Here is an 18,676-nt window from a genome sequence, read left to right as displayed (position 1 = left end):
GCCGTCGGTTTATCAGGCGCAGGGCATCGCAACGCTGGGAATCGCGTGCAGGCCGATTTCGTCATCGCTGAGGTGGCAGCCGGGGTCCTGGCCCCACAGGTCGCCGTCGGCCCAGGCGCGGGTGCGGGTATTGCCGTTGCAGATGTCCAGCCAGCGGCATTGTCCACAACGGCCGCCCACGGCCCGTGGATGTTCGCGCAGCTTCAGCAGCAGGGCATCGGGACGCTCTGACCAGAGGGTCTTGAACGGCGTCTGGCGCACGTTGCCCACCGAGTGCTGCCACCAGTACGTGTCGGGATGGACCTCGCCGGTATTGTCGATGTTGGCGATGCCGCTGCCCGACGCATTGCCGCCCCAGGCCCGCAGCATCTGCTCCAGTGCGGCGTAGTGCCGGGGCATGCGCCGGGATACCCATTGCAGCAACAGGATCGCATCGGCGTCGTTGTTGCCGCTGACGAAGTCACTGTCGCGGCCCTGTTCGATGTCGTGCCAGGCCCGCTCGAAGATCAGGGTCATGGCCTCGCGACTCATTTGCTGGTGGGCATCGAGCTTGCGACTGCGCTTGCCCCGGCCGCTGTAGTTCAGATGCGACAGATAGAATTTCTGCACGTCGTACTCATCCATCAAGTCCAGCAAGCGCGGCAACTGGGCGTGGTTGTGCTGGGTGAGGGTGGTGCGCAATCCGACTCGGATGCCTTGCTCGCGGCAGAGCCGGATGGCCGCCATGGAGCTGGCGAAGCTGCCTTTGAGCTGGCGGAACTCATCGTGGGTCGCTTCCAGGCCGTCGATGCTGATGCCGACGTAATCGAAGTTCGCCGCGGCAATCTGTTGGATATTGGACCTATCGATCAGTGTGCCGTTGGTGGACAGGGCCAGGAAAAAACCCTTGCTGCGGGCATAGGCACTGAGTTGGAACAGGTCGTCGCGCAGCAGCGGTTCGCCGCCGGACAAGATCAGCACGCGCACCCCGGCGTCATGCAAGTCATCGATGACCTTGAGCGCCGCCGCGGTGTCCAGTTCGTCGCGAAACACGCTGTCGGCCGACGTGGCATAGCAGTGCTTGCAGGTCAGGTTGCAACGCCTGAGCAGGTTCCAGATCACCACCGGCGGGCGGTGTTTGCCCGGTGGCACGACGCGTGGGGCGGGGCATTGCCCGGCCAGGGCTCGCAGGTAGTGGCTGATCCTCAACATAAAGCGCTCCTTCGATTTCGATCGACGTTCGGGTTCAGCGCGGCTTGTTCCCGCGTTGTGGGAGCAAGGGTTGGTGGGAGCAAGGCTTGCCCGCGATGAAGTCGATGCGGTCCTTCATAAAACCTGCGCCCCTGTTTCGCGAGCAAGCTTTGCTCCCACAGGCGTCAGGCGCAGGCCGGTTTTTTTCAGGATGCGGCTGCTCACCAGCATGTCGTCGGCGGCGCAGGCGTCCCCCAGCAGGTAGCGCAGGTGTTCGCGGTAGCTGTCGATTTCTTCGCGGCTGCGGCCGTGGACCATGGCGAACAGGTTGTAGCGCCAGCCGGGCCGGCGTGGCCGCCGGTAGCAGTGGCTGACGAAGGGCTGCGCCCCCAGCAGCGCGCCGAGGCGCGACATGTCGGCGTCGGTCACGTCCCAGACCGTCATGCCGTTGTGGCGATAACCCAGGCGGTAGTGATTGGGCACGGCGGCGATCCGCCGGATTGCTCCTTCGACCTGCAGGCGCTTGAGCAGATCGAGGGTGGATTCCACGCTCAAGCCCAGTTGCTCGGCCAGCCAGGCCCAGGGGTCTTCGAGCAAGGGCAGGCCAGCCTGGGTCAGTTCCACCAGGCGCAACGCCAAGGGCGTTTCATCCAGCCGTGGCGGCGCTTGCCACGAAGCCTCAGACGGGGAAGTACAGGCCGACATGGTAGGTCTCCTCTTTGGGCAGGTTCAGCGGCACCAGGCCGGTCAGGTGTTCGATGCGCAGCAGGGTGTCGTCGATTGCCTGTTCGCTGGGGCAGGCGAGCACGAACCACATGTTCCAGGTGTGCTCGCGGCGGTAGTTGTGGGCCACTTCGGGCATGTCGGCGAGCAGCTCGGCGATGGCTTCGAAGCGTGGTTCGGGCACTGCCAGCGCCGCCAGGGTGAACGCGCCGCCCAGGCGGTCGATGTCGAACATCGGGCCGAAGCGGGTGAGTACGCCGTCGTTGAGCAGTTCGTGCAGGCGGTCGAGCAATTCAGTGCAACTGCTGTCCAGTTCCTGGGCCAGGGCTTGCCAAGGATGGCGGACCAGCGGCAGGCCCAGTTGCAGGCGATTGATCAGGCGGCGGTCGAGGTCATCCATCGGTACGGGCTCCGACCGGTGCGGCGTAACGTGCGCCGCATTGTTTGAACAGGTGCGTGCTGAACAGCAATTGATGGGGCAGGTCATCCAGCAAGTGTTCTTCCAGCAGCGCCTGGACCTGGGCTTCGACGCGGTCGCGCTGGCGACCATGGATCATGCAGAACAGGTTGTATTGCCACTGGGGCAGGCGCCGCGGGCGTTGGTAGCAAAGGCTGATGCCGGGGGCCTGGCCGAGGCGCCGACCGACTTCATCGACCAGGGCGTCCGGCACGTCCAGCACCAGCATGGCGTTGGCGGCAAACCCCAGGGCGCGATGGTTGACCACCAGGCCGACGCGCCGGAACAGGCCCTGTTCATGCCAGCACTGCACCTGCTCGAGCACCTGGGGCTCGCTGGCCTCGATCTGCTCGGCCAGGGCCTGGAAGGGCCGCGATGTCAGGGGCAGGCCGGTTTCCAGTAGACGGCGCAGCGCCAGTGACTGTTGCTCGCTCAGGGCGTTTTTCATGGGGTGGCCTCCAGGGCGAAGCCCAGGTCGATGCGGTAGGCGGTGAGCATGGGCAGGTCCAGTGGCGTGAGACCGGTGTCGTGTTCCAGTTCCTGGAGGATGTTGTCCAGGTGGGCCCGGTTGGGGCCGGTCAGTACGAACCAGAGGTTGTAGCGATGCTCCCGGGCATAGTTGTGATTGACTTCCGGGTATTGGCTGACGCGTGCCGCCACCTGGTGCAAGCGGTCTTCGGGCACGGCGAGGGCGGCGAGGGTGCTGGCCCCGGCCCGGGTGTGTTCGAACACCGGGCCGACGCGCGATAAGGTCCCGGCCACTTGCAGGTGGTGCAGGCAGTCGATGACCTGGGCTTCGCTGCAGCCCAAGGTCTCGGCCATGGCTTGATAGGGCTCGGCGCACAACGGCAGGCCATGCTGGAATCGATCGATCAGGCGCCGGGCCAGTGAGTTGAGTGTCATGGTCAGTACCCCGGCTTGTGCGCGCGGCTGCTGAAGAAAATGCCGCTGGGGCTCAGGGCCGGCAAGCTGCCCAGGCGTTCGAGGCGATAAGGGTCCCAGACCTGCACCTGACCGCCATCCCGGGCGGACAGCCACAGCTGGTCGCCCCGGGCGGTGAACTCCATGTGCAGCACCGCCGGGCCGGGTCGCAGGTCGGCGACGATGGCGTGGGTCTGGGTGTCGATGACCTGGACGCGGTCGTTGTCCGGGTAGGCGAAGTTGACCCACAACTGCCGGCCATCCGGTCGCGCCGTGACGAACACCGGTTGACCGGCCACGGCGATAGCGTCGGTCTGTTGCCAGTCCTGGGCGTGCATCACCAACACTTGGTGATGCCCGACGGCGGGCACGAAGGCTTGCTGATCGGCGATGGCCCAGCCTTCCAGGTGCGGCATCTTGTACACCGGGAGCCGCTCCTGGCCGCGCCCGTAATGCCCCAGTACCCGTTTCACCCCGCGCTCCGGGTGCCAGAGATCGAGTTGGGCCATGCCGTCTTCACCGAACAGTCCGGCCATGTAGTAACGCCCGTCCGGGGTGATCAGGGCGTCGTAGGGTTGTTGGCCAATGGCGGTGAAACGTTCGATGCGCGGGGTGAGGCCCAGGCTGAAATCGGCGGTCCAGATTTCGCCGGTGTCGAACAGGCTGAACACGAAGCGTTGTCCCGGCGCATCCACCAAGCCAACCACCCGTGAGTGCTTCTCGCCACCGGGCAACGGCGTGGCCGGGATGTCCGCGACCTGTTCCAGGGTCAGGGCATCGAATACCTTGACGCCGCCGGGCTCGTAGTTGGAAACGGCGATCAGCTTGCCGTCCTGGCTGATCGCGCCACCGATGCTGTTGCCGCCCTGGATGATCCGGCGTTCGACGCGCGCACTCAGCAGGTCGACCTTGCTCAGGCCGCCATCACGGCCGAAGACATAGGCGTAGCGCTGGTCGCGGGAAAACACCACCGAGGCATGGGACAGGTCGCCCAGGCCTTCGACGCGGCCCAGGGCGGTGCGGGTGTCGCTTTCGATGATTTGCAAGCTGCCGCTGGCGCGCTCCACCACCACGCCCAAGTCGCCGGTGCCGCGCAACGGTGTCTGGGCGCAACCGCTGAGCAGCAGGGCGATGGCCATGGAGGACAGGAAGGAACGGATCATGGGGCGGGTTTTCCTTGAAGGAGCCGGTCCACCAGCCAGCGAATGTCGTCGGGCGCAAGCAACGCTGCCCAACCGGGCATGGCGCTGCCGGGCCGTCCGAGGGTGACGGTGGCGATGAGGCTGTCGCGGGATTTTCCGGCCAGGGCTTCGTGGGTCAGGGGCGGACCGAGGCCGCCGGTCAGATACAGGCCGTGGCAGGCGCCACAGTCCTGGTCCAGCAGGTGTTGCAATTGGACCTGGCGCTGGCTGTCGGGAGCGGCCAGCACGCAGGGCGTGGAAAGCAGGAGGAGGGCGATCATCGAAGTGATATGGCTATGTCGTTCCATGACGCTCTCCTGAATAAAATTGCACCGCTTTTGTGGCGAGGGAGCTTGCTCCCGCAGGGCTGCGAAGCAGCCCCCTGGTCTTGCCTGACACATTGAGTCGTCAGGTGGCTTTTGGGGCTGCTGCGCAGCCCAGCGGGAGCAAGCTCCCTCGCCACGGGGTCGTATCAGGCAGGTCCTGCCTGGGTTTATTTAAGGGTCAAGACCCACGCAGCGAGGATCTTGGCTTCCTCTTCCGTCACGGGGTTGGCCGGCATTGGCATTGGTCCCCAGTTGCCTTGCGTGCCTTCCTTGATGTGCTTGGCGAGCACGTCCTGGGCCCCGGCGACGCCAGCGTTTTTCGCCGCGACCTCCTTGAGCGCCGGGCCCACCACCTTGGTGTCGATGGAATGGCAGGCGGCGCAGGGTTTGCTCTTGAACAGCGTCGGGCCGTCTTGCGCCAACGCCGGCAGGCTGTAGGCGGCAGTCAAGGCCAGGGCAATCAGAATAGGCTTCATGGTTTTTCCTCTTATTGATGGGGCTCAATAGATGTCGTGTTGGGTGTTGTAGACGTTGAATTTCCCGGTCGGGGTGATCAGGCGCTTGTCCTTGATCACGTTCTTGACCTTGAGGGTCTTGTCGTCGATCACCACCAGCGCTGACTCGTCTTCCTGACCACTCCAGACCGAGAACCAGACCTCGTCGCCGGCCTTGTTGTATTCCGGTTGCACCACGCGCAGCGCGCCTTTCTCGATGCCCGCGTATTCGGCGATCGGCAGCACGGTGTAGCCGGCGTCGAGCTTGTCGATGTTGAACACCGCCACGGACTGGCTGAGCTTGGCGTCCGGGCTGAGGGTGGTGTCGACATACAGGTGGCGCGAGGCGGGGTGGGTCTTGATGAACAGCGAGCCGCCACCCTGGCCCTGGAGCGAACCGACCTGCTTCCAGGCGTATTGCGGATGCTTGATCGGGTCGGTGCCGATCATGGAAACCCCGGCGTCGCCCAAGTGGCTGGTGGCCCAGACCGGTCCGTAGAGTGGATGGTTGAAGTTGGCGCCGCGCCCTGGGTGCGGGGTCTTGCCGACATCCACCAGGGCGGTGAGCTTGCGTTCCTTGGAGTCGATCACAGCGACCTTGTTGGAGTTGTTGGCGGCCGTCATGAAGTAGCGATGGCTGCTGTCCCAACCGCCGTCATGCAGGAACGGCGCGGCGTCGATGCTGGTGATGGTGAGGTTCTTGATGTCCTGGTAGTTGACCAGCATCACCTTGCCGGTTTCCTTGACGTTGACGATGAACTCCGGCCATTCGTGGGAGGCGATGATGGCCGCGACCCGCGGCTCGGGATGGTATTGCTGGGTGTCGACGGTCATGCCCCGGGTCGAGACGATCTGCTTGGGCTCCAGGGTCTCGCCGTCCATGATGGTGAACTGCGGCGGCCAGTAGGAACCGGCGATGGTGTATTTGTCCTCGTAGCCCTTGAACTTGGAGGTCTCCACCGAGCGGGCTTCGATGCCCACCTTGATTTCCGCCACCTTTGTCGGCTCTTTCGGCCATAGGTCGATCATGTCGATCTTGGCATCGCGGCCGATCACCAGCAGGTAGCGCCCCGATGCGGAGATACGCGAGATGTGCACCGCATAACCGGTATCGATCAGCTTGACGATCTTCTTGGTATCGCCGTCGATCAAGGCGATCTTGCCATCGTCGCGCAGAGTGACTGAAAACAGGTTTTGCAGATTGAGGTTGTTGAGCTGCCGGGTCGGACGGTCCTCGGGTTTGACCAGGACCTTCCAGGTCTTGAGGGTTTCGGCCATGCCCCATTCCGGCGGTGTCGGCGGTGTGTGCTGGATGAACTTGGCCATCACCGTGATCTGGTCTTTGGTCAGGGCATTGGAGGTGCCCCAGTTCGGCATGCCGGCGGCGGAGCCATAGGTGATCAGCGCCTCCAGGTAGGCCTGGCCGCGGGACTGGGTGATGTCGGGCGTCAGCGGTTTGCCGGTGGCGCCTTTGCGCAAGACTCCGTGGCAGCCGGCGCAGCGCTGGAAATAGATTTCCTTGGCCGAGTCGAAGTCGGCCTGGCTCAGGTCCGGCGCGCCTTCGGTCTTGACCACGCGGGACGGTTCCGGCGTGGTGGGTTGGTCGGCGAAGGCGTAGGGAGCAACCAGCGCTGTACACAGCGCCGTCACCCTCAGGGCCCACGTTTTTTTGTGGCTGATCAGCATTCCATTTCTCCTCAGGCATGACCCGCGCTGCGCTGTAATTGACGTTCGGCGCGCAGGTTCTTGGTGCGATGCAAGGCTATGCCCAGGTCGGTGGTGAGCCGCTTGACGGCGATCAAGTTTGCTGGCCGCCGCCCTTGCCAGGTTGTCGCAGTGCGCCGTAGCGTGGCCGGCAATCGTGTTGTTTGATCAGGCCCTCGCCATGAACGCTATCCACACTCTGCAGCACCCCGACGAACCCTTTTATCAACCCCAGGACAACGAGCAGGCGATGTTCGAGCAGGCCTGGCATCACGGCATGCCGGTGCTGATCAAAGGCCCCACTGGCTGCGGTAAGACCCGCTTCGTCCAGCACATGGCTCACCGCCTGAAACTGCCGCTGTACACCGTCGCTTGCCACGATGACTTGAGCGCGGCTGACCTGGTGGGCCGTCACCTGATCGGCGCCCAGGGCACCTGGTGGCAGGACGGTCCCTTGACCCGGGCGGTGCGTGAGGGCGGCATCTGCTATTTGGATGAGGTGGTCGAAGCGCGCCAGGACACGGCGGTGGTGCTGCACCCGCTGGCCGATGATCGCCGGCAGCTGTACCTGGAACGCACCGGCGAAGTGCTGCAGGCACCGCCGTCCTTCATGCTGGTGGTGTCGTATAACCCCGGTTACCAGAACCTGCTCAAGGGTATGAAGCCCAGCACGCGCCAGCGTTTCGTGGCGATGCGCTTTGGCTATCCGGCGGTGGCCGATGAAGAGCGCATCGTCGCCCGCGAGGCGGGCGTGGACCTGGCCCTGGCGGCCCAGGTGGTGCGGCTGGGACAGGCGCTGCGCCGGCTCGACCAACATGACCTGGAGGAAGTCGCTTCAACGCGCCTGTTGATTTTCGCCGCGCGCATGATCGGCTCCGGCATGGAACCGCGCCAAGCCTGCCTGGCCTGCCTGGCCGAGCCGTTGAGTGACGATCCGCAAACCGTTGCAGCCTTGATGGATGTGGTCGATGTCCATTTCGGCTGAAACCGCTGGCGTGCCCCGGCGGTTGCCCGGGGATCTGGCGATGTGGTTTTTCATCCTCGCCGAGCTGTCGGTGTTCGCGCTGTTGATCCTGGCATTCACCGTCGCCCAGGCGTTGCACCCGCAGATGTTCAGCGAGGGCCGGCAACTGCTGGACCGCTCCACGGGCCTGGCGATGACCCTCAGTCTGCTCACCGCCGGCCTGTTTGCCGCCCTGGCCCAGGAGCAAGTCAGGCGGGACCGGCCGCGTCGCGCCGCGCTGTTGTTGTGTGGGGCGTTGTTGCTCGCCTGCGGTTATGTGGCGATCAAGCTCACTGAGTATGCCCATCTGCTGGCGAACGGCTTGGGGATGGAGCGCGACACGTTCTTCACCTTGTACTGGATCCTCACCGTGTTCCATTTTCTCCATGTGCTGCTGGGCATGGTGATCCTCGCCTGGCTGGCCGAGGGTTGCCGGCGTCGGCGCTACGGTGCGCAGGAACACAGCGGGTTGGAGTCCGGCGTGCTGTATTGGCACATGGTCGATCTGGTTTGGGTCTTGCTGTTCCCGGTTGTCTACATTCTCGGTTGAGCGGAGGTGCTCATGTCGGCTTCCCGTGTCTTGATCGCCTGCTGGATGACCCTGGCCGTGCTCAGCACCGGCACCGTCGCCCTGGGCCAGGTCGCCGCCAGCGGGCTGGTGTCCATCGCCATCCTGGCGGTCGCGGTGACCAAGGCCTGGCTGATCGCCGACGGCTTCATGGAACTGCGCCATGCGCCGCGCCTGTGGCGGCGGTTGATATTGAGTTGGGCCGCACTATTGGCCGTGCTGATTGCCTCGACACTCATGTCTGGCACATAACCGTGGCGAGGGAGCTTGCTCCCGCTGGGCTGCGCAGCAGCCCCAAGGCCAGGCATCCCGGTGTATCAGGCTGACCGCGATCAACTTGCCTGGGGCCGCTTCGCGCCCCGGCGGGAGCAAGCTCCCTCGCCACAAAAGCTCATCTGCCTTTTGGGCTGTGTTGGAACAACCTACCAAAACCATCGGAGATTCTTGATCGCCATCAAGCGGTTTCAGCCCCCTCGGTTCCTAAAATGGTCACGCCAAGCAATGAGGAAGTGACCATGTCAGATACCTTCACCAAAGGCATGGCCAGGAATATTTACTTCGGGGGAAGCATCTTCTTCTTCCTGATATTCCTGGCCCTGACCTACCACACGGAACAGACCTTTCCCGAACGCAGCAACCAGGCGCAATTGACGGAGTCGGTGATACGCGGCAAGGGCGTCTGGGAGCGCAACAACTGCATCGGCTGCCATACGCTGTTGGGCGAGGGCGCATATTTTGCGCCGGAGCTGGGCAACGTCGTGAACCGGCGTGGTGGCGACGAGGCCTTCAAGCCGTTCCTGCAGGCGTGGATGAAAATGCAGCCGCTGAACGTTCCGGGTCGTCGGGCCATGCCCCAGTTCAACCTCAGCGAGCAGGAGGTCGACGACATCGCCGAGTTCCTCAAGTGGAGTTCGAAAATCAATACCAATGGCTGGCCGCCAAACAAGGAGGGCTGAGAGATGAGCATGGCTAATCCGCATCTGAAATTCGCCTCGCAGGCCGTCGCCAAACCCTATTTCGTGTTTGCCCTGATGCTGTTCCTCGGGCAGGTGCTGTTCGGTTTGATCATGGGCCTGCAATACGTGGTCGGCGACTTCCTGTTCCCGCTGATCCCCTTCAACGTGGCCCGCATGGTCCACACCAACCTGCTGATCGTCTGGCTGCTGTTCGGCTTCATGGGCGCGGCGTATTACCTGATACCGGAGGAGGCCGACCGCGAACTGCACAGCCCGAAACTGGCGCTGGTGTTGTTCTGGGTATTCGCCGCCGCAGGCGTGGCGACGATCCTGGGTTACCTCTCGGTGCCTTATGCCACGCTGGCGAAATTCACCGGCAACGACCTGCTACCGACCATGGGCCGCGAGTTCCTGGAACAGCCGACCATCACCAAGATGGGCATCGTCGTGGTATGCCTGGGGTTCCTCTACAACATCGGCATGACCCTGCTCAAGGGGCGCAAGACCACGGTCAGCATGGTGATGATGACCGGGCTGATCGGCCTGGCGGTGTTCTTCCTGTTCTCCTTCTACAACCCGGAAAATCTCGCACGCGACAAGTTCTACTGGTGGTGGGTGGTGCATCTTTGGGTGGAAGGCGTCTGGGAACTGATCATGGGTTCGATGCTCGCCTTCGTCCTGATCAAGATCACCGGCGTGGACCGGGAAGTGGTGGAAAAATGGCTCTACGTGATTATCGCCATGGCGTTGATCACCGGGATCATCGGCACCGGTCACCACTTCTTCTGGATCGGCGCGCCCGAGGTCTGGTTGTGGGTCGGCTCGATCTTCTCGGCGATGGAACCGCTGCCGTTCCTGGCGATGGTGGTCTTCGCCTTCAGCATGGTGAAAAACCGCCGTCGGCAGCATCCGAACCGTGCCGCCACGTTGTGGGCCAAGGGCACCACGGTCACCGCGTTCTTCGGCGCGGGTGTCTGGGGTTTCCTGCACACCCTGGCACCGGTCAACTACTACACCCACGGTTCGCAACTGACCGCGGCCCACGGGCACCTGGCTTTCTACGGTGCCTACGCGATGATCGTGATGACGCTGATCAGCTACGCCATGCCGCGCTTGCGGGGCTTGGGTGAAGCGGCGGACGAACGCTCCCAGCGCCTGGAGATCTGGGGCTTCTGGTTGATGACCCTGTCGATGGTGATGATCACCTTGTTCCTCACCGCCGCCGGTGTGGTCCAGGTGTGGTTGCAGCGGTGGATGACGGATGGCAGTGCCTTGCCGTTCATGGCGACGATGGACCATTTGAAGCCGCTGTTCTGGGCGCGACTGGTCAGCGGCGTCGGGTTCCTGGCCGGGTTGCTCTGCTACCTGTTCAGCTTCCGTCAACGTGGTCGTGCGGCCCTTCGCGCACCGGCGGCGGTGGTGCCTTCTTGAGAGGACGCTACTGAGTCCGTGGCGAGGACGCTTTTGTGGCGAGGGAGCTTGCTCCCGCTGGGCTGCGCAGCAGACCCTTGTTGATGGGCGCTTCGCACCCAAGCGGGAGCAAGCTCCCTCGCCACAAAGAGCAGTGCGAACCAGTTCTTTCACCGCAACGGGTCGATAGGAGAACAACCATGGCATTCACCCTCGAGCTGGAAGAGTGGGTCGGCAGTGTCTGGCACCGTTTCATCACCCGCCGCGCCAGCGTGGATTTTCCCGAAGCACGGGTGGAACTGATTGCGCGGCAACGCTCCCTTCAAGTGCTGTTTCACGCGACGGGCGGCTCTCGCCAGTTGGGTGTGGAGGCGGTCAGCGACCGTGATCTGTTACTACGTCGCAACCTGTTGCAGCAGATCGCCGGCACCTGCAAGCAAGTGCCCCTGGCTTGCTGCGATGGCAATAAACTGCGTTTGCCGGCGAGCCTGGCGGCGTTCCCCGATGTCGGCCTGAACGAAGAGCTGTATCGCTGGCTGGCGTTGCTGGCCGCGCAGTCGGGGCCGATGAAGCATTGGGGACGGGACAATCAGCGCTGGACCCAAGCGGTGTTGAAGCGCTACCCGGCGCTGCGCCCTCGCTACCGACGGCTGGTGGACGCGCACCTGTCCCTGCGCCCCGATCCCGCCACGCTCAAACCGGTCGAAGCCGCCCTGGAGCGGGCGTTGTGCCAAGCCTTGCGCGAACCGGGCAGTGTCGAACATTTTCCCCGCAGCGAGCGGGCCGCCTGGCCGTTGCCGCTGTGGCTCTACCCACCCCAACACCTGGCCAATCCCCAGGCCGCCAATCTCGAAGAGTCCGAGCAATACCTGGCGACGCCACCCGGTGAACAGCAAGGTGGGCGCAAGCGCGCCGAGCGAATCGATGACACCACCCGTGACGGTGGGTTGCTGATCGTGCGCCTGGAAAACCTGTTCAGTTGGACCGAACACGTGGACCTGGATCGCTGGGCCGATGACAGCGAAGACCCGGACGCCGCTCGCGTCGCCGAGGACCTGGACCAGTTGACCTTGTCACGCACCCGCATACGCAAGGGCGGTGGCTTGAAACTGCACCTGGACCTGCCTCCGGCCGATGTGGACGACATCCCGTTGGGCGCGGGCATCCTGTTGCCGGAATGGGATTATCGCAAGCAACGCCTGCAGGACGACTTCGTCAGCCTGCAAACCTTCACCCCCCGCGATTGCCAGCCCCAGCCGTTGCCCGTACGCCTGCGAAGCTCGGCCCAGCGCCTGCGTCGCCAGTTCGAACACTTGCGCAACGATCGCCAGTGGTTGCGCCAGCAAACCCAAGGTTCGGAGCTGGACCTGCAAGCCTGGCTGGATTTTCATGTCGAGCGCCAGCATGGCCCGTGCAGCGAACGCGGACTGTTCATGGACCAGCGCCAGACCCGTCGCGACCTGGCCTGCCTGCTGCTGGCCGACCTGTCGATGTCCACCGATGCCCACCTCAATGACGAGCACCGGGTGATCGATGTGATCCGCGACAGCCTGTTGCTGTTCGGCGAAACCCTGTCGGTGCTGGGGGATGATTTCGCTTTGTACGGGTTCTCCTCTCTGCGCCGCCAGCAGGTGCGCATGCATGAACTCAAGGCTTTCAACCAGCATTACGACGATCACACCCGCGGGCGCATCCAGGGCCTCAAGCCTGGTTACTACACGCGCATGGGCGCAGCGATTCGCCAGGCCACGCAACGGTTGGCGGGCTGCAAACGCCGGCGCAAATTGTTGTTGCTGCTCAGTGACGGCAAGCCCAATGACCTGGACCTCTACGAGGGACGCTACGGCGTGGAAGACACCCGCCAGGCGGTGCTCGAGGCGCGGCGTCAAGGGTTGACGCCGTTCTGTATCACCATCGACCGCGAAGCGGGGGATTACCTGCCGTACATGTTCGGGGCCAATGGCTACACCTTGATTCGCCAGCCCGAGCAATTGCCGCTGCGTCTACCGCAGTTGTACCGGCAATTGACTCAGGATTGAGGGTTCAGACGATGCTGCGAGGCAGCCAGAAGAACATGACGATGCAGAAGATCGTCAGCCCGCCACAGAACCAACCGAAGCGCCGTAGCCGGCGTTCGCCGGCCCTTGCCACCTCGGCCGGCAAGGGCATGCCGCACAGATGGCATTCGGTGGCATCGACAGGGTTGGCCTGTTGGCAATACAGGCAAGTGGGCTGCGCGCTCATTCGAATTGTTCCAGGCGCAGACGATCGAGAATGGCGATCTGGCGACCGTCCTGGGTGATGATTTTTTCGTCGATCAGGCGCCGGATGATCCGCGAAAAGGTTTCCGGCTGGATCGACAAGTGCCCGGCGATCAGTTGCTTGGCCATCGGCAATTCGAACTGGCTGTCCACGGTTTGCAGGCGCACCAGTTGCGTCAGCAGGTAGCGCACCACGCGGTGAGTGGCGTTTTTCAGCGACAGGGTTTCAATCTCGTTGACCCGCTGGTGCAGGCGCACGCAGAGCTTGCCGAGCAGGGCGAAGGTCAGCCGGCTATTGCTTTGCAACAGGCGCATATAGGTGATGTTGGACAGTCGATACAGCTGGGTCGGGCCCACGGCTTCGGCGGACGCGACGTAGTTGGGCGTATCCATCAGCATCATGGCTTCGGCGAAGGTCTGGCGCTCGCCGATGACCTCGAAGACTTTTTCCTGGCCGTCCGGGGTCAGCCGGTAGATTTTCACCGCCCCGGAAATCACGAAGTAAAACGCCTGCGCCGGCTCTCCCTGACGGAACAACGGGTCGCCCTTGTCGATGCTCAGAAGTTGGCTGTTGCTCATCAATTCGTCGAGCTGTTCTTCGTTCAAGGGTTCGAACAGATGATGGCTGCGCAGAATCTGGTGATGGACACGGTGGAGCACCATGGCATGGATCCTTGTAATGGCTAAAGAGAAGGCGGGGTCAGACCAGGCTCAGGGACAGGCCGCTGGCAAGCGCCACGACGCAGGAGAGCATGACGAACCAGGTAAGCGGCAGAACGACGGATTTCATGGATGGCCCCGACAAGAAAGGTGATGCCGTGGCTGAGCAAGAGCCGGGCCAGGCCCGGGGGCTTTGATTGGTGGGGCGTTGGGGCTGGTGAGGGTAGAAATGACCCTGGCGCGATAGGGTAAAAACAACCATTAAAGGGTCATAAATACCCCTTTCAGCTACAGTCCTTGTGGGAGCGATCTTTTGTGGGAGCCGAGCTTGCTCGCGATGAAGGCGCCACGGTCTACAGCAGGACCGCGATAGCGCGCATCGCGAGCAAGCTCGGCTCCCACAACGGCAAGCCCCTTGCAAGTGCCTGTTCGAGGCGGGAGGTTGCCGATGCGCTGGCTTGATCTGAGACAAGGCCTGCCAGCGTCGATAGCCGATCATTCGAACCCTGGTTCGTCGTACCTCGCTGACGGTTCAGCGAGGCAAAGGAGTGGTGTATGCAAGTGCTTGACCGTCGCAAGGCCATGGCCATCGCGCCGCTGTGGCGCCTGGCGTTTCGGCCGTTTTTTCTGGCCGGTTGCGTGCTGGCGCTGCTGGCCATTCCCTTTTGGCTCGCCGCGTTTACCGGGCGCTTGTCGGCCTGGCAGCCAGCCGGCGGTTGGTTGGCCTGGCACCGCCATGAACTGTTGTTCGGTTTCGGCCTGGCGATCATCGCCGGGTTCCTGTTGACGGCGGTGCAGACCTGGACCGGCACCCCGGGGCTCAGCGGCAAGCGCTTGGCCACGCTGGCGCTGCTGTGGCTGGGCGCGCGGCTGGCCTGGCTGGTCAATGCACCCTGGCCGGTGTTGACGCTGCTGGAGCTGGGGTTTGCCCTGGCGGTCGCCGCGTTGATGGGGCTGACGTTGTGGCGTGTGCGGCAGAAACGCAATTACCCGATTGTCCTGGTATTGCTGCTGTTGGCTGCCGCCGATGGGTTATCCGTGTACGGCCTGGTGCAGCACAACGAGGGCTTGCAGCGCCAGAGCGTGCTCACCGGTCTGTGGCTGGTAGCGGCGATGATGGGGTTGATCGGCGGGCGCGTGATTCCATTCTTTACCCAGCGAGGCCTCGGTCGGGTCGAGGGCGTGGCCCCTTGGCCGTGGCTCGATCGCCTGTTGCTGGCCGGGTCGGCGCTGGTGGCGTTGTTGTATGCCTTCGGCCAGGCACTGGCGGCCAGCGCCTGGGTCGGCCTGTTGTTCGCCGCATTGGCGGTGGGACACGGGATTCGACTGGTGCGGTGGCATGACCGGCACTTGTGGCGGGTGCCGCTGCTGTGGTCGTTGCACCTGGCCTACGCTTGGCTGGCGGTGGCCTGTCTGGGGATGGCGCTGTGGCACTTCGGCGTGCCGGTGAACCCGAGCCTGGCGGTGCACAGCCTGACCATCGGCGCCATGGCCGGGTTGATCCTGGCGATGATTGCCCGCGTCAGCCTGGGCCATACCGGGCGAGCGCTGGAGCCACCGGCGGGCATGACCCTGGCGTTCATCCTGCTGAACCTGGCATGCCTGAGCCGCGTGCTGTTGGTGCTGCTGTTGCCGCTGGCCGGGCTGTGGCTCGCGGGGTTGTGCTGGACGTTGGCGTTCGGTCTATACGCCTGGCGCTACGGGCCGATGCTGCTGAAGGCCCGGGTGGATGGGCATCCGGGATGAGTCGTTGGGGCGTAGGGGAACGATGATGTACGGGGTCTTGCTGGTCACGCATCTGCTGGCGGCCATCGCCTTCATTGGCACGTTGTTTTTCGAGGTTTTTATCTGGCATGCCGCCCGCCGGCCCCTGGCCCAAGGTGTCAAGGACGCCGCCGACCAGGCCATCGCCAAGCGCTCGCGACACGTCCTGCACGGCGTGGTGCTGTTGCTGTACGGCGCCGGCATGGCCCTGGCCTGGCAGCATCGCGGCGCATTGAGCCAGCCGCTGAGCAACAGCTTCGGCCTGCTGCTGAGCCTGAAGATCCTGCTGGCGCTGAGCATCATCGGTCACTATTTGTGGCTGGCGTACTGGCTCAAGAGCGGCCGCCTGACGCCGAACCGAGCCTGCTGGTTGCGCCGCAGTATCCTGGGGCACATGGTGTTGATCGTGGTGCTGGCCAAGGCGATGTTCTATTGGCAGTTTTGAGTATGGGCAGACCTCGCCAATCCTGGGGGAGCGGGCTTGCTCGCGAAGGCGTCGTGTCAGGAGCATCAATGCCGGCTGAACCACCGCATTCGCGAGCAAGCCCGCTCCCACACTGAACCGAGGTGATACAAAAAATGAGAACACTACCCACCCCTGGGAGAGCGGGCAGTGTTTGAGGGTTAGCGGGTGGGCTTCATCGCATTGACGAACAACACATTGTTTTCCAGGTGGATGTGCTGCATCAGGTCGTCGCGAAACTCCACCAGCCCGCGATACAGGGCGCGCCAGGTGTTGCAGGCGTCGGCGGGCGGGGTGATCTGGTCGGTCAGGGCGAGCATGGTTTCCAGGGCTTCACCGTGCTGATCGTGTTCGTAGCGCAGCACTTGGATCGGCGCCGAGGCCCGTTCGCCCAGGCCCTGTTGCAGCATCGGGAACAGCACCTGTTCTTCCTTGAGCATGTGGCCTTCGAGTTCCTGATACATGTCCTGCAAGTGATCGGCCAGGCCGTTGGGGCAACTGGACCGCGCACCATGGACCTGCTCGACGCGCCGGGCCAGGCGGACCAGTTCCGGCAGCTGTTCGCGATGGCGCGCGTGGTAGCGTTCCAGGATGTGGGCGATCAAAAGCGCCTGGGGCTCGTCGCGCCAGTCATGGCCCAGTTCGCCGGCGGCTTGCAGGGTGCGCAGGGCATCGGCGATCAGCAGCGGGTTCAGGCCTTTAACCAGGGCGGCTTCGCGCAGGGATTTTTGCCCGCCGCAACAGAAATCGAGGTTGTAATGATGGAAGGTACGGGTGGCACCGGGAATGTCGCAGGCCAGTTGGCCGAGGCTTTGGTCAAGCAATTCGAGGCTCATCATGTTTCCTTGGGTTGAATTCCGGGAGGGACAGACGAGTGGATTTTGCAGCCGGCGTGCCAGATTTAACTGTCTGAAAATAAACGAATAATTTTTTGTCAGGGTGATTGTCACCCTGACAGCGAAGGGTCAAACGAACCCTGGAGGGTCATCACAACCATGCTGCGTGAAAGCCTGGCCGCCGACCTGATCGTCGAGCTGCCCAATGCGGTGCGATTGCAGCGCCTGGTGCAGACCCTGCGCGAATACTTCAACAGTGGCGCCGTGGGGTTGCTGCGCCTGGATGACGACAGCCTCAGGCCCGTGGCCACCGTGGGCCTGGTCCACGAGGCGCTGGGGCGGCGCTTCGTGATTGCCCAGCACCCGCGCCTGGCGGCGATCATGGCCTCGCGCGAACCCACCTGGTTCGAACCGGACAGTCGCTTGCCCGATCCTTATGACGGCTTGCTCGACAACCACGTTGGTGAACCGCTGCCGGTGCATGACTGCATGGGCGTAAGCCTGTACGTGGAAGGCCGGCTGTGGGGCGCGATCACCCTGGATGCGTTGCACGCCGGCACCTTCGACAGCCGCGCCCGGGAGGAACTCAAGCGCTGTACCTTGCAGATCGAGGCGGCGGTGCGGGTCACTCGACTTGAACAGGAAAACCGTAGCCTGCGGGCATCGCGCAGCGACCAGACGGACCTGCGCTTGCCAGCCGAGGAGGGCGAGATCCTTGGCCGCAGTGAAGGTTTGCAGCAACTGCTCAACGAGCTGGATGTGCTGGCCGACTCCGAACTGCCGGTGCTGTTGCTGGGGGAAACCGGTGTGGGCAAGGAGCTGTTCGCCCGCCGCCTGCATCGCCTGTCCCGGCGTGGTCACAAGCCGCTGGTCCAGGTCAACTGCGCGGCCTTGCCCGAGTCCCTGGCCGAAAGCGAATTGTTCGGCCACGTCAAAGGGGCGTTCTCCGGGGCGACCACCGACCGCGCCGGGCGTTTCGATGCGGCCAACGGTGGCACGCTGTTTCTCGATGAGGTCGGTGAATTGCCGTTGAGCGTACAGGCCAAGTTGTTGCGCACCCTGCAGAACGGCGAGATCCAGCGCCTGGGGGCGGACAAGCCCCTGCACGTCGATGTGCGGATCATCGCGGCCACCAACCGGCACTTGCCCGACAGCATTCGTGACGGTCTGTTTCGTGCCGACCTGTACCACCGGCTTTCGGTCTACCCGGTGCCGATCCCGCCGTTGCGCGAGCGCGGCCACGATGTATTGATGTTGGCCGGGCACTTTCTCGAACTGAACCGCACGCGACTGGGCCTGCGCGGCTTGCGCCTGTCACCGGCGGCCGAACAGGCGCTATTGGCGTACAGCTGGCCGGGTAATGTGCGGGAACTGGAACACGTGATCAGTCGCGCCGCGTTGAAACAACTGAGTCGTGGCGCCAGTCGCAGCCTGATCATGACCCTGGAGCCGCAGGTGCTGGACTTGGATGTCAACGCCAACACCGCCACGGTCCATGCACTGCTGGAGGCACCCCTGGAGGCGCTCGATGCACCGATCCAGCCGCTGAGCGAAGCGGTCGATGGTTGCCAGCGACAGGCGATCCTCAACGCCCTGGAGCGTTGCGGACAGAACTGGGCGGGGGCGGCGCGGCTGTTGGAAGTGGATCCGAGCAACTTGCATAAGCTGGCGCGGCGGTTGGGGCTCAAGTAGCCGTTGCTCTGCTAGACCGCGTTGCCTTCATCGCGAGCAAGCTCGCTCCCACAGGGATCTTGCGAACACAGTAAATCACCTGTGGGA

Annotated in this window: 21 protein-coding genes; 9 read left to right on the top strand and 12 right to left on the bottom strand. The window is 63.6% G+C overall.

Annotated elements, in window-relative coordinates:
• Nucleotides 1–12 precede the first annotated feature (12 nt).
• The 9 genes from nirJ to nirS form a co-directional block, all read right to left on the bottom strand.
• The gene (gene nirJ, locus BT125_RS00610) at nucleotides 13–1,191 is read right to left on the bottom strand and encodes a heme d1 biosynthesis radical SAM protein NirJ (RefSeq protein ID WP_072404366.1); all 1,179 of its coding nucleotides are present in this window, start codon (nucleotides 1,189–1,191) and stop codon (nucleotides 13–15) included.
• A 114-nt stretch (nucleotides 1,192–1,305) separates the two neighbouring features.
• Entirely contained in the window at nucleotides 1,306–1,875 is a 570-nt protein-coding gene (locus BT125_RS00605; RefSeq protein ID WP_072404364.1) for a siroheme decarboxylase subunit beta, read from the bottom strand.
• The gene (locus tag BT125_RS00600) at nucleotides 1,850–2,293 is read right to left on the bottom strand and encodes an Lrp/AsnC family transcriptional regulator (RefSeq protein ID WP_072404362.1); all 444 of its coding nucleotides are present in this window, start codon (nucleotides 2,291–2,293) and stop codon (nucleotides 1,850–1,852) included. The genes BT125_RS00605 and BT125_RS00600 overlap by 26 nt, the downstream gene beginning before the upstream one ends.
• Nucleotides 2,286–2,798 carry a siroheme decarboxylase subunit beta gene (locus tag BT125_RS00595; RefSeq protein WP_072404360.1) on the bottom strand — a complete coding sequence of 171 codons (513 nt, stop codon included), beginning with the start codon at nucleotides 2,796–2,798 and terminating at the stop codon, nucleotides 2,286–2,288. The genes BT125_RS00600 and BT125_RS00595 overlap by 8 nt, the downstream gene beginning before the upstream one ends.
• Complete coding sequence (locus BT125_RS00590; RefSeq protein ID WP_072404358.1) at nucleotides 2,795–3,253, bottom strand: Lrp/AsnC family transcriptional regulator; 459 nt, start codon at nucleotides 3,251–3,253, stop codon at nucleotides 2,795–2,797. Before BT125_RS00590 ends, BT125_RS00595 begins: the two co-directional genes overlap by 4 nt.
• A 2-nt stretch (nucleotides 3,254–3,255) precedes the next feature.
• Complete coding sequence (locus BT125_RS00585; RefSeq protein ID WP_072404356.1) at nucleotides 3,256–4,434, bottom strand: cytochrome D1 domain-containing protein; 1,179 nt, start codon at nucleotides 4,432–4,434, stop codon at nucleotides 3,256–3,258.
• Nucleotides 4,431–4,760, bottom strand: coding sequence for a c-type cytochrome (locus BT125_RS00580; RefSeq protein WP_072404355.1), 330 nt, complete (start codon nucleotides 4,758–4,760; stop codon nucleotides 4,431–4,433). Before BT125_RS00580 ends, BT125_RS00585 begins: the two co-directional genes overlap by 4 nt.
• A gap of 185 nt (nucleotides 4,761–4,945) precedes the next feature.
• Complete coding sequence (locus BT125_RS00575; RefSeq protein ID WP_053119574.1) at nucleotides 4,946–5,254, bottom strand: c-type cytochrome; 309 nt, start codon at nucleotides 5,252–5,254, stop codon at nucleotides 4,946–4,948.
• A 24-nt stretch (nucleotides 5,255–5,278) separates the two neighbouring features.
• Nucleotides 5,279–6,958, bottom strand: a complete 1,680-nt coding sequence (gene nirS, locus BT125_RS00570) for a nitrite reductase (protein WP_072404353.1) — start codon at nucleotides 6,956–6,958, stop codon at nucleotides 5,279–5,281.
• Between the two features lie 268 nt (nucleotides 6,959–7,226).
• Between nirS and BT125_RS00565 the strand changes: the two genes are divergently transcribed.
• From BT125_RS00565 to BT125_RS00540, 6 genes are all read left to right on the top strand, one after another.
• The gene (locus BT125_RS00565; protein WP_371857778.1) at nucleotides 7,227–7,961 is read left to right on the top strand and encodes a CbbQ/NirQ/NorQ/GpvN family protein; all 735 of its coding nucleotides are present in this window, start codon (nucleotides 7,227–7,229) and stop codon (nucleotides 7,959–7,961) included.
• Entirely contained in the window at nucleotides 7,945–8,529 is a 585-nt protein-coding gene (locus tag BT125_RS00560) for a cytochrome c oxidase subunit 3 family protein (RefSeq protein ID WP_072404351.1), read from the top strand. The genes BT125_RS00565 and BT125_RS00560 overlap by 17 nt, the downstream gene beginning before the upstream one ends.
• Nucleotides 8,530–8,541: 12 nt before the next feature.
• Entirely contained in the window at nucleotides 8,542–8,799 is a 258-nt protein-coding gene (locus BT125_RS00555) for a cytochrome C oxidase subunit IV family protein (protein ID WP_072404349.1), read from the top strand.
• Between the two features lie 263 nt (nucleotides 8,800–9,062).
• A complete protein-coding gene (locus tag BT125_RS00550) occupies nucleotides 9,063–9,503 on the top strand; it encodes a c-type cytochrome (protein ID WP_003202495.1) in 441 nt (146 codons plus the stop codon).
• A 3-nt stretch (nucleotides 9,504–9,506) separates the two neighbouring features.
• A complete protein-coding gene (locus BT125_RS00545) occupies nucleotides 9,507–10,934 on the top strand; it encodes a cbb3-type cytochrome c oxidase subunit I (protein WP_072404347.1) in 1,428 nt (475 codons plus the stop codon).
• Between the two features lie 179 nt (nucleotides 10,935–11,113).
• Nucleotides 11,114–12,952: a nitric oxide reductase activation protein NorD gene (locus BT125_RS00540; protein WP_072404345.1), complete on the top strand. Its 1,839-nt coding sequence runs from the start codon at nucleotides 11,114–11,116 to the stop codon at nucleotides 12,950–12,952.
• Nucleotides 12,953–12,956: 4 nt separating this feature from the next.
• Here BT125_RS00540 and BT125_RS00535 read toward each other — a convergent pair whose 3' ends face one another.
• Together BT125_RS00535 and BT125_RS00530 are read right to left on the bottom strand one after the other, a co-directional pair.
• Nucleotides 12,957–13,157 (bottom strand): protein DnrP, encoded by a 201-nt coding sequence (locus BT125_RS00535; RefSeq protein ID WP_072404343.1) that lies wholly within the window; start codon nucleotides 13,155–13,157, stop codon nucleotides 12,957–12,959.
• On the bottom strand, nucleotides 13,154–13,837 hold the full coding sequence (locus BT125_RS00530) for a Crp/Fnr family transcriptional regulator (protein WP_072404341.1): 684 nt from the start codon (nucleotides 13,835–13,837) through the stop codon (nucleotides 13,154–13,156). The genes BT125_RS00535 and BT125_RS00530 overlap by 4 nt, the downstream gene beginning before the upstream one ends.
• Before the next feature lie 552 nt (nucleotides 13,838–14,389).
• Between BT125_RS00530 and BT125_RS00525 the strand changes: the two genes are divergently transcribed.
• Nucleotides 14,390–15,580, top strand: a complete 1,191-nt coding sequence (locus tag BT125_RS00525; protein WP_072404339.1) for an NnrS family protein — start codon at nucleotides 14,390–14,392, stop codon at nucleotides 15,578–15,580.
• A 25-nt stretch (nucleotides 15,581–15,605) separates the two neighbouring features.
• Nucleotides 15,606–16,043: a hypothetical protein gene (locus BT125_RS00520; RefSeq protein ID WP_170866790.1), complete on the top strand. Its 438-nt coding sequence runs from the start codon at nucleotides 15,606–15,608 to the stop codon at nucleotides 16,041–16,043.
• A 179-nt stretch (nucleotides 16,044–16,222) separates the two neighbouring features.
• Here BT125_RS00520 and ytfE read toward each other — a convergent pair whose 3' ends face one another.
• On the bottom strand, nucleotides 16,223–16,897 hold the full coding sequence (ytfE, locus tag BT125_RS00515; protein ID WP_072404337.1) for an iron-sulfur cluster repair protein YtfE: 675 nt from the start codon (nucleotides 16,895–16,897) through the stop codon (nucleotides 16,223–16,225).
• 159 nt (nucleotides 16,898–17,056) lie between these two features.
• Between ytfE and norR the strand changes: the two genes are divergently transcribed.
• Nucleotides 17,057–18,589 (top strand): nitric oxide reductase transcriptional regulator NorR, encoded by a 1,533-nt coding sequence (gene norR, locus BT125_RS00510; RefSeq protein WP_072404335.1) that lies wholly within the window; start codon nucleotides 17,057–17,059, stop codon nucleotides 18,587–18,589.
• Nucleotides 18,590–18,676: the final 87 nt, after the last annotated feature.

Source organism: Pseudomonas sp. NFACC04-2, from assembly GCF_900119265.1.
Lineage (GTDB): Bacteria > Pseudomonadota > Gammaproteobacteria > Pseudomonadales > Pseudomonadaceae > Aquipseudomonas > Aquipseudomonas fluorescens_AA.
The sequence above is the reverse complement of the archived record's forward strand: the minus strand, read 5'-3'. Positions and strand labels throughout refer to the sequence as shown.